Annotated in this window: 8 protein-coding genes; 2 read left to right on the plus strand and 6 right to left on the minus strand. The window is 44.8% G+C overall.

Annotated elements, in window-relative coordinates; all coding sequences use genetic code 11:
* Positions 1-52 precede the first annotated feature (52 nt).
* Positions 53-853 carry a Cof-type HAD-IIB family hydrolase gene (locus AB5642_RS06740; protein ID WP_368371504.1) on the plus strand — a complete coding sequence of 267 codons (801 nt, stop codon included), beginning with the start codon at positions 53-55 and terminating at the stop codon, positions 851-853.
* 102 nt (positions 854-955) lie between these two features.
* Here the strand turns inward: AB5642_RS06740 and xylB are convergent, their stop codons facing one another.
* The 5 genes from xylB to AB5642_RS06765 form a co-directional block, all read right to left on the minus strand.
* Complete coding sequence (gene xylB / locus AB5642_RS06745; protein WP_118581799.1) at positions 956-2422, minus strand: xylulokinase; 1467 nt, start codon at positions 2420-2422, stop codon at positions 956-958.
* Between the two features lie 240 nt (positions 2423-2662).
* Entirely contained in the window at positions 2663-4144 is a 1482-nt protein-coding gene (locus AB5642_RS06750; RefSeq protein WP_368371505.1) for an L-fucose/L-arabinose isomerase family protein, read from the minus strand.
* A gap of 166 nt (positions 4145-4310) precedes the next feature.
* Positions 4311-4928: a DUF4867 family protein gene (locus AB5642_RS06755; protein ID WP_148461778.1), complete on the minus strand. Its 618-nt coding sequence runs from the start codon at positions 4926-4928 to the stop codon at positions 4311-4313.
* 206 nt (positions 4929-5134) lie between these two features.
* Entirely contained in the window at positions 5135-5998 is an 864-nt protein-coding gene (locus AB5642_RS06760) for an AraC family transcriptional regulator (RefSeq protein WP_148461779.1), read from the minus strand.
* Positions 5977-6270: a DUF6783 domain-containing protein gene (locus AB5642_RS06765; RefSeq protein ID WP_148461780.1), complete on the minus strand. Its 294-nt coding sequence runs from the start codon at positions 6268-6270 to the stop codon at positions 5977-5979. Before AB5642_RS06765 ends, AB5642_RS06760 begins: the two co-directional genes overlap by 22 nt.
* A gap of 157 nt (positions 6271-6427) precedes the next feature.
* On the opposite strand from AB5642_RS06765, the gene AB5642_RS06770 reads away from it, so the two are divergent.
* The gene (locus AB5642_RS06770) at positions 6428-6706 is read left to right on the plus strand and encodes a type II toxin-antitoxin system HicB family antitoxin (RefSeq protein WP_118581811.1); all 279 of its coding nucleotides are present in this window, start codon (positions 6428-6430) and stop codon (positions 6704-6706) included.
* A 146-nt stretch (positions 6707-6852) separates the two neighbouring features.
* Here AB5642_RS06770 and AB5642_RS06775 read toward each other — a convergent pair whose 3' ends face one another.
* Positions 6853-8097 carry an AGE family epimerase/isomerase gene (locus AB5642_RS06775; protein ID WP_148461781.1) on the minus strand — a complete coding sequence of 415 codons (1245 nt, stop codon included), beginning with the start codon at positions 8095-8097 and terminating at the stop codon, positions 6853-6855.
* Positions 8098-8489 lie beyond the last annotated feature (392 nt).

The raw sequence follows: 8489 nt of genomic DNA on the forward strand, positions 1-8489 counted from the left end.
GATGAGCATTTCAGCTCACAAAACTAATTTACCATATATTCCAGGAGGCACTATGATCTATAAATTTGCAGCCGCCGACATGGACGGTACTTTATTAAATGACAAAAACGAAATTACACCATACACCATCGAAACAATCCGGCAGGCAGCCGCACAGGGACTGATTTTCTCCATTTGCACCGGGCGTCCCATTCAGGGAGTGGAGCGCTATCAGAAACAGCTGGGCATTCAGGGACCTGTGATCACTTATAATGGGGCTATGATCCTGGATTCTGCTGACGGACGCGTTCTGTATAGACAGGAGCTGAGAGCTGACGATGCGCGTCTGATTCTGGAAGCAGGACTGAACTATGATACTACCATGTGCATCTGGTCGGACAATAGATTATATGGGAACAAGCTGAATGACCGGATTCAGGAATACAGCCAGGCTACCAAGGTAACGCCTTTCCTCATGCCATCTATTGACCAGCTTCTGGCGCGGGGGATTACGAAAATCCTGTGGTATGACGATATTTCGAAAATCCAGCAGATAGAAAAAAAGCTGCGGGAAACAGCTCTTTTTCACAACGTGACCTTCTGTACCTCCAAGCCGTTTTACCTGGAATTTTTCAGCAGCAAAGTATCAAAGGCCACTGCTATTGACCGGATTGGTGAGATTTACGGCTTCACCCAGGCAGAAACCATCGCTATCGGTGACGGATTCAACGATCTCTCCATGATTCGCCACGCCGCACTTGGCGCCGCCATGGGGAACGCGCCGGATGGGGTGAAAGAATGCGCGGATTATATAACCACTCGGACAAATAATCAAGATGGCGTTGCAGAAGTTCTGGAGAAATTCATTTTATAAGGTCACAAATATATAAAAATGGTGATTATGTTAATATATTCACGATTAACACAATCACCATTTTTTAACCAGTTTTCACCAATAACGCACAGAAAACTCTTCTTATAAATTCTTAAACAGCGGCTTCATAGCCGGATACAGTTCTTTGAACTTCTGGTATCTCTCCTCATATTTCGCTGCCAGTTCTGGAGTAGGCTCTACAGTATCCACTACTTTTGCAAGCTTCTTGCCAGCAGTCTCAACGTCCGGATAAACACCACATCCTACTGCTGCCAGCATAGCACCGCCAAGAGATGGTCCCTCTTCCACTTCCAGAACGTCAACCTTAATATTCATAACATTTGCAATAATCTGTTTCCACAGCGGGCTCTTTGCACCACCGCCACAGATCTTGGTACGCTCAATTTTAATTCCAAGACTCTTTGCAACCTCCAGAGAATCACGAAGTGCGAAAGCAACTCCCTCCAGTACAGCCTGGGTCATATCTGCTCTTGAAGTATCCATGGACATGCCGAAGAATACGCCTCTTGCATCTGGATCGTTGTGTGGGGAACGCTCGCCCATCAGGTATGGCAGGAAGAATACGTGATTCTCACCAAGCTTCTGGATAGGTGCCTGCTCTGCTGCGAAGTCCTTCGTTCCAAGAATCTCCTCAGCCCACCATTTATTACAGGAAGCAGCGCTGAGCATACAGCCCATCAGATGATAGCTTCCATCTGCATGGCAGAAAGAATGAAGGGCATTGTGCTCATCTACACCAAAATTCTTGCTGGAAATAAATACCGTTCCGGAAGTACCAAGGGAAATATTGCACTGTCCGTCACCAACAGTTCCAGTACCAACAGCTGCTGCCGCATTGTCTCCAGCACCAGCGATAACCTTTACATTCTCAGAGAAGCCAAGCTCTTTAGCAACCTCTGGCTTCAGTGTTCCAACAACCTCCCAGCTCTCATAAACCTTCGGAAGCTGCTCCTCTTTCACACCGCAGATTTCCATCATTTCTTTAGACCAGCAGCGATTCTTTACATCCAGAAGAAGCATACCTGAAGCGTCAGATACATCTGTGCAGAAGGAGCCGCTTAAACGATAAGCCAGGTAATCCTTTGGAAGCATGATCTTCACAACTTTTGCAAATTTCTCTGGCTCATTTTTCTTCATCCACAAGATCTTCGGAGCAGTGAAGCCGGCAAATGCGATGTTTGCAGTATACTGGGAAAGCTTGTCCTTTCCGATCACATTATTCAGATAATCTGTCTCTTCAGAAGTACGTCCGTCATTCCACAGGATTGCAGGACGAATTACCTGATCCTGATCATCTAAAGTTACCAGTCCATGCATCTGTCCGCCGAAGCTGATTCCGGCAACCTGGGAGCGGTCAATGCCCTCTGTCAGTTCTTTCATTCCAGCCATACTCTGGGTGTACCAGTCTTCCGGATTCTGCTCAGACCAGCCCGGATGCGGGAAAAATAATGGATATTCTTTTGATACGATATTACAGATTTTTCCGGATTCTTCCATAAGAAGAAGTTTTACTGCGGAAGTACCAAGATCAACACCGATAAAATACATTTTTATCCTCCTTAAGTTCATGTCTTAGGCGTTCCTTCTAGGCTTTCCGGACAGAACCCTCTTAGAATGCCCTGCCCGCCTATTCTAAAAACAGCCGTACCGCATAAAGTGGTACGGCCGTTTCTATATATGCCTATAATTCTATTCAAATCGTCCCTTCCTGCTTTTTTAAGCAAGAAGCAATCATTCTACATTGCTCTCAACTTTGTACACAGCAATTACTTACTGTTTATTTAAGCATTAGCCCCATGGATTCTCTGTAGGATATCTTACACCAGCCGGCTGGTTGTAACCGATTTTCTTAACATCAAGTCCAAGGAATTTCACTACTTCGTAGAATGCCTTTCCATAATGTCCGAACATAACTGCACCGTGATGCGGGTAGTTGCCCTCGATCAGTACGTGACGGTAGAATCTTCCCATCTCTTTGATTGCGAAGATACCAATACCACCAAAGGATCTTGTAGGTACGTCAAGAACTTCACCTTCTGCAACATAAGAAACAAGCTCTCCCTCAGAGTTGCACTGCAGACGATAGAATGTAATATCAGAAGCAGCGATATCACCCTCCAGAGTTCCTCTTGTGAAATCTGGTTCAGATCCTGCCGGCTCAAGAAGTCTGTGCTGGATCAGCTGATATTTAACAGCTCTGGACTCGCACATCTTGCAGGCCGGAGTATTTCCGCAATGGAAGCCCATGAATGTATCGGTAAGCTTATAATCATATTTGCCCTTGATATCCTCATCATAGATGTACTGAGGAACGGAGTTGTTGATGTCAAGCAGTGTAACAGCGTCATTGGAAATGCAAAGTCCGATGTACTCGCTAAGAGCTCCGTAGATATCAACCTCACAGGATACCGGGATTCCTCTTGCAACAAGACGGCTGTTTACATAGCATGGCTCAAATCCAAACTGTGACGGGAATGCAGGCCAGCATTTATCAGCAAATGCAACGTATTTTCTGGCGCCCTTGTGAGCCTCAGCCCAATCAAGAAGAGTAAGCTCGAACTGTGCCATTCTCTCACTAAGGTCAGCATAGTATCTGCCCTCGCCCATTTCCTTTGCCATATCTGCGCAAACCTCTGGGATACGAGGATCGTTCTCATGCTCTTTGTAAGCAACCAGAAGGTCAAGCTCAGAGTTCTCTTCGATCTCAACACCCAGCTCATAGAGTCCTTTGATCGGTGCGTTACATGCGAAGAAGTCCTGTGGACGTGGTCCAAAGGTAATGATCTTCAGGTTACGAACACCGATAACGGCACGTGCAACTGGTACGAAGTCAGCGATCATGGTAGCAATGTCAGTTGCAGTTCCAACCGGATATTCCGGAATATAAGCTTCAAGATGACGCATCTTTAAGTTGTAGGAGCAGTTCAGCATACCGCAGTAAGCATCGCCACGACCATTGATCATATCGCCATCGCCCTCAGCAGCAGCTACATACATGCAAGGTCCGTCAAATCTCTCAGCAATCAGGGTCTCCGGAGTCTCTGGTCCGAAGTTTCCAAGGAAAACAACAAGTGCATTACACTCAGCTTTGTTTACATCCTCGAGAGCCTTCTCCATGTCTTTCTCATTCTCAACAGTTACTGGACATTCATAAAGCTCACCCTTGTAAGCGTCCATGATAGCTGCGCGTCTCTTCTCAGAAAGCTGAATCGGGAAACAGTCACGGCTTACTGCGATTAATCCAAGTTTTACTACTGGTATATTGTTCATAATAGGTATTCCTCCATATTTTAATTTTTTAAGAAATTTTCAATTGTGGTAGCTATGTAAGCTCCTCAGGTCTCAATATTCACTTTTCAAACAGACTTTAGTAGTTACCCACCAACAACGTGTCGGTTTATCTTCTAAAAAAAATGAGCAACTATGAATTATTTTATCAGTCAATTGTGATATTCTCACCCTTCAGGCCATTAAATGCGCCAGCGATCTTCGCATCCTCATGTGCGATCAGCCATTTGTTCTTGGCTGTCATCAGGCTGTCCTCTCCTGTCTTCTCAGTCTGGAAAGTAAGGTCTGTGTTGGTTCCTTTCGGAAGTACAACAACACACTGGAAACCGCCCTCATTCACATGGCATGGTGCGTAGTGAAGTGTGGTAGCGTATACCTCGATTCCGGTTCCTGCCGGTACAAGGAATGCCTCGATCTTAGATGTATCATAGGTATGATCCGGCTCAATGTCCTGCTGATGTCCGATAAGAAGGACAAGATCTGTAACCGCTACATTGATCTCGGAATTACGATGATACTCCACTGCATTCAGCTTCTTGTTATGGCCATTGCAGTATCCGATCTGGACCGGCAGCCCGCCGTATCCCTTGTTCTGCAGGTCTTTCATAATATCCAGTGCCTCCAGCTCTTCAACGGATGGAACGTAGATTACATCCTCTGGAACCGGAGTATGTTTCATCTCCTTGATAAGACCTGTAAAGTCGTATCCCTCCAGCACCTGTCCATATTTACGGAATGCCGAATCTGTTACTTTCTGAATCTTCACGATTAACCTCCTTTTGCGCATATCAGAATGCGGACATGGCTACTATCTGCCACTCTCACAGCAGTCCAACATGCTCATACTCAAGATTCCCGAACCAGCTGCTGACCTCAGTCTGCCCTGGTTCTTTCTGCATGAAAAAAGCATACCATATTCTGGTATGCTTTACGACGGTTTTCTTGTCTTATCTATAGCACTTTTTTGACATTTTATTCTTTTGGAGTTGTATTAAATTTTTTTCTTACTTCGCTTGGAAGTCTGTTATATTTCTTCTGAAATTCTCTGGAAAAGGCTCTGCTGCTGGCAAAGCCGTTGTCCAGGGCAATCTGGCTCACGGTTTTCTCTGTATTCATCAGTTCCCGATATGCATAAGACATGCGAATTTCCTGTAAATAAGTCTTAAAATTGATTTTTGCATACTTTTTGAACATTCGCGACAAATAAGCGTCTGAATAGCCAAATAAATTTGCCATCTCAGAAAGTTTCAGTTCTTCTGTATAATGCTCACGCATGTAAGTGGTAATTTTTGACAAAGCATCCAGGCGTCGGCTGTCCTTAATTTCCTCCTGCGCAGCCTCTGTCTCACGATAATCCCTTACCAGCAGATACAAAATATTGTAGTACAGTGCCATAGTCCGGTACTCCCATCCTTCTTCACGGGCACGGTACACCTTATAAAGCTCCTCAATAAAAAATGCCAGCTTCCGGTTATCCGGAGCCTTGGACTTCTGATCCTTTGCTACACGGGCTGCACTTGTAAATCGGATAAACCGCTGGGCAGTAAAATATTTTTCGAACTGCTTTAGTGGAATCTGCAAAACCACAGTCTCATTTTTCCTGGGGGCGTGAATGGAGTGGATCTCATTGGAATTGATGATGATCAGCCCGCCAGCCTCCAGGGGGTACTCTTCTTCATTAAGAAAAAAAGTCAGTCTGCCTTTTAGCACTGCAAAAATCTCAATTGAGGTATGCCAGTGTTTTTCTCTTTCGTAATTGCCGTGTCCGCCTTCAAATAAAAAGATTTTGAAAGGAAGACCTTCGTTTGGTATGATCAATTCATGCTGAAATTCCAAGATTTCACCTCCGGCAGGTATATTTCTATAAAGCCGCGCCATTTTCTTTCAGTTCCGAACCGGCTAGAGCGTGTTTGAAAAAGGCTTTCTGCAAGATGTTCGTCACAATTTGTGGGAGATTTCGCTCGGATGAGGGCGCCGTAGCGGGCTAAGGCAACCGAATTCAGGTGAAATATACCGCAAAGTGGAGCGTGCAGATTGCGGGAATGATTTTTCAAACACGCTCTAAAGTCTCTTGCTGTAAGAATATCATTTTCCCCTATATTTGACAATCCTGTTTCTTAGATTCTTTTTGGCTCCGCTGCCACGTCTTTTCTCGTTTCGTATTTTCTTAAATACAAGTTTTTTCTTATCTTGTATTTACCAGCTCAAACGCTTATAATTGAAATTAATTTTCAATATGTTATTTTTATTTTCGGGAGGTTTATCATGAAATTTATATATCCTGCTGTTTTTAAGAAAACCGAAGATGGTCGTTATAAGGGAACTTTCCCAGACCTGGAAGGCTGCTTCGGAGAAGGAGACACTTTAGACGAAGCTATCGAAAGCGCTAACGCTGCTGCATTCGACTGGATTTCTGTAGAGCTCTCCGAAGAAGTTCCAGAGCTGCCTCCGATCACAGATCCAGATGATATGGAATTAGAAGATGAGGATGTGGTCAGAAATATCCAGGTGAACATCCGGTTGTATGATGGGTGGGATGAATGAAGTTTACCGTGAGTGTTTGAAATGTCCGCTTACGTTCCAGACTTCACTGACTTACCTAATAAGTCCAAAATGGGGAGGCAAAGCCTCCCCATTAATTTTACCACTGTACCTGGTCAGAACCTTCTCAGTTACAAAATATTTTTGTTTTATCTTGCCTGCTTCTTCACTGCCACTGCAATGGACAGACCGGGAGCATAATATGGAATCAATGTAGCCTGCAGTGCATGATAAATATCAGACTTTCCAGGCCATACGGTCTCCAGAAGATTGTTCTCTCTGTCCAGCTGGTGGAACCAGGAACCGTTTACGTGATCCAGAACTTTCTCATCCAGATATTTCATAAACTCTGCATAATCTGCTGCGTATTTCTCATTATCTGTTACATGGAACAGAACGGAAGAGGTGTTGATTGCTTCTGCAAGAGTCCAGTGCATTCTGTCATGGACTACAGGTTTGCCGTTCCAGTCTGTTGTGTAACAGATTCCCGGTGCACCGTCTGCATTCCATGCGTCAGCAACTGCGCGGTTATACAGATTCTCTGCAGCTTCAATATAAGGTGCTGCGCCAGCCTTGTCCTCTTTATATGTAGAAAGCGCCCACTGTGTGATCAGTCTTGCCCACTCAATTCCGTGTCCCGGAGTTGCGCCGTATGGCTTAAACTGGTCGTCCGGGCGGTCTTTGTTGCATTCCAGATCCGGTACCCAGTCACTGGAAAAATGCTCCGGTATACGCCAGTTATTGTCCTTTGCCCATATCAGAACACGGTCGATGATCCTGCCTGCACGTACGCGATATTTCTCATCCCCGGTCACATCAGCTGCGGCAAGAAACGCCTCAACGGAATGCATATTTGCATTCAAGCCTCGATAGGAATCCAGCTCTGTAAATTCTGTGTTCCAGGTATCACAGGAAAGTCCTTCTTCCTCGTTCCAGAATCTCAGATCATAAAGTGCCAAGGCATCTTTCAAAAGCTCTGCTGCCCCTTCTCTGCCGGCCAGCACGCCGGAAGAAGCTGCCAGAATTACAAATGCATGGGCATAGCACTGCTTGGTTGGAACAATTTCATTGTCCTTTGTAAGACCTGCATACCAACCACCATTTTGATCATCGTGAAGCTCGCCTCTAAGCCCCTTCAACGCTGCATCAGCCAGTGCCTCGCTGCCTTCATGTCCAAGCATAGAACCAATGCTGTACACATGTGTCATACGGCTTGTGATCCATGTTTCACGGTTACGGTCTTTCCAGGGAGTGCCGTCATCTCCAAGATAATAGGAGCTTCCTCCTGGTGACGGAAACTGATGCCCGAAGCTTAATAAACCATCTCTTACATCCTGCAGAAATTCCTGGTTTTCAGCTGTTCCAAGCTGATATTTTTTCTCTGTAACTGCCATTTCTGTTTTCTCCTTTTATACTGTAATATACTGTGAAAGTCCCGCTCTACAGCTGACTTGCATATATAGTGATGTCACAAATAGGCAACAAGTCCGTTTTGTGATGATCTCCCACTTTGCTATCTTCATTTTACCTTGTCTGAAAGGCCTTGAACAGAGGGGTGAACTTTGGCTTTTATGGGGATTTTTACTGTTTCACTTCTCTGGCACAATTATACTCCCGGACAGAATTTCGGTCAATTTATTTAAGTTTCATCAAAATAGCCGCCATTAGTACGTTATTTTGATATGCCCCTTGTCAAGTAGACAGGTGAAATATCTAAAGGTAAGCGACAAAAATACCTACATTTCATTTTGGAGTGTAGGTATTTTTATGCACACCATTTCTCTTT

Origin of the sequence: Ruminococcus sp. 1001136sp1_2201st1_G3_2201SCRN_220225 (genome assembly GCF_040924365.1) — a bacterium.
In the GTDB taxonomy this organism is placed as follows: domain Bacteria; phylum Bacillota; class Clostridia; order Lachnospirales; family Lachnospiraceae; genus Blautia_A; species Blautia_A faecis.

Coding starts and splice junctions, on each gene's coding strand:
- AB5642_RS06740 (WP_368371504.1), top strand. CDS start 53: ATGATCTATAAATTTGCAGCCGCCGACATGGACGGTACTTTATTAAAT.
- xylB (WP_118581799.1), bottom strand. CDS start 2,422: ATGTATTTTATCGGTGTTGATCTTGGTACTTCCGCAGTAAAACTTCTT.
- AB5642_RS06750 (WP_368371505.1), bottom strand. CDS start 4,144: ATGAACAATATACCAGTAGTAAAACTTGGATTAATCGCAGTAAGCCGT.
- AB5642_RS06770 (WP_118581811.1), top strand. CDS start 6,428: ATGAAATTTATATATCCTGCTGTTTTTAAGAAAACCGAAGATGGTCGT.
- AB5642_RS06775 (WP_148461781.1), bottom strand. CDS start 8,097: ATGGCAGTTACAGAGAAAAAATATCAGCTTGGAACAGCTGAAAACCAG.